At 65.0% G+C, this 1,147-nt stretch carries 1 protein-coding gene and 1 pseudogene; both read right to left on the bottom strand.

Annotated elements, in window-relative coordinates; genetic code table 11:
- Positions 1-370, bottom strand: a pseudogene (locus HMPREF0178_RS20040) (branched-chain amino acid ABC transporter permease); the annotation flags it as partial.
- On the bottom strand, positions 367-1,147 hold a 781-nt coding region (locus tag HMPREF0178_RS20035; RefSeq protein ID WP_009369362.1), incomplete at its 5' end, for a branched-chain amino acid ABC transporter permease. The gene HMPREF0178_RS20035 and the pseudogene HMPREF0178_RS20040, both read right to left, overlap by 4 nt.

The following is a 1,147-nucleotide window of genomic DNA, read 5'->3' as shown; positions in this document are numbered from 1 at the left end:
CGATGAACAGCCCGAAGATCGCGGCCACGAAGCCCCCGGCGACCACCGAGAACCAGAACGGCGTATGGATGACCGAGAAGGGCCAGATGATGTCCTCGAGGATCCACATCATTTCCTTCTGGGCGGCGGGGAGCACGCACAGGGCGGAAACGTAGGCCCCGATGGCCATGAACCCGGCGTGCCCGAGCGAGAACATCCCGGTGAAGCCGTAGATGAGGTTCAGGGACAGCGCGAGGATGGCGTTCACGGCGATGAGATTGAGTATCTGGACCTTGTAGCCGTCGAGGTTGGTCTCCGCCCAGACGAGGAACAGGGCCAGCAGGCCGATGGCGGCGAGGTTGAGCAGCAGGTTGCGCATGGAGGTCTTCATATCTTTTCCTCCGAACGCTGGCCGAAGAGGCCGGTGGGCCTGACGAGGAGCACGAGCACCAGCACCACGAAGGCGAACGCGTCGCGGTAGCCGGACAGGCTGGGCATGAAGGCCACGGTCATGATCTCGATGAAGCCGAGCAGCAGCCCGCCGATCATGGCGCCCTGGATGGAGCCGATGCCCCCGAGCACCGCCGCGATGAAGGCCTTGAAGCCCGGGAAGATGCCCATGTAGGGGTTGATCTGCGGGTAGCGCAGGGCCCACATGATGCCCGAGGCCGCCGCCAGCGCGGAGCCGAGCCCGAAGGCCAGCGCGATGATGCGGTCGACCCGCACCCCGAGCAGGCGCGTGGTTTCGATATCCTTGGAGATGGCCCGCATGGCCAGCCCCGGCTTGGTGCGGTGGATGATCCACAGAAGCCCGAGCACGAGCACGAAGCTGACCACGGGCACGACCAGCGTGATCGGCAGCAGCTTCAACTGCCCGAAGTTGATGGGCGTCATGAGCCATTCCGGCTGGTACACGGGGCGCGGAAGGCCGGAAAACACCACCACGGAAAGGCTTTCGATGAAGAAGGACACGGCGATGGCACTGATGAGCGCCGAAATGCGCGGGGCGTCGCGCAGGGGCCGGTAGGCGATGCGGTCCACCAGGATGCCGACGGCGCTGGCCGCGAGGATGGCCACCACCACGGCCACCCCCCAGGGCAGGAAGAATGTCGTGGTGCCGTAAAAGACGAAATAGGCCCCCAACATGAGAATGTCGCCGTGGGCGAAG

Origin of the sequence: Bilophila sp. 4_1_30, assembly GCF_000224655.1 — a bacterium.
GTDB lineage: Bacteria > Desulfobacterota > Desulfovibrionia > Desulfovibrionales > Desulfovibrionaceae > Bilophila > Bilophila wadsworthia.
The sequence above is the reverse complement of the archived record's forward strand: the minus strand, read 5'-3'. Positions and strand labels throughout refer to the sequence as shown.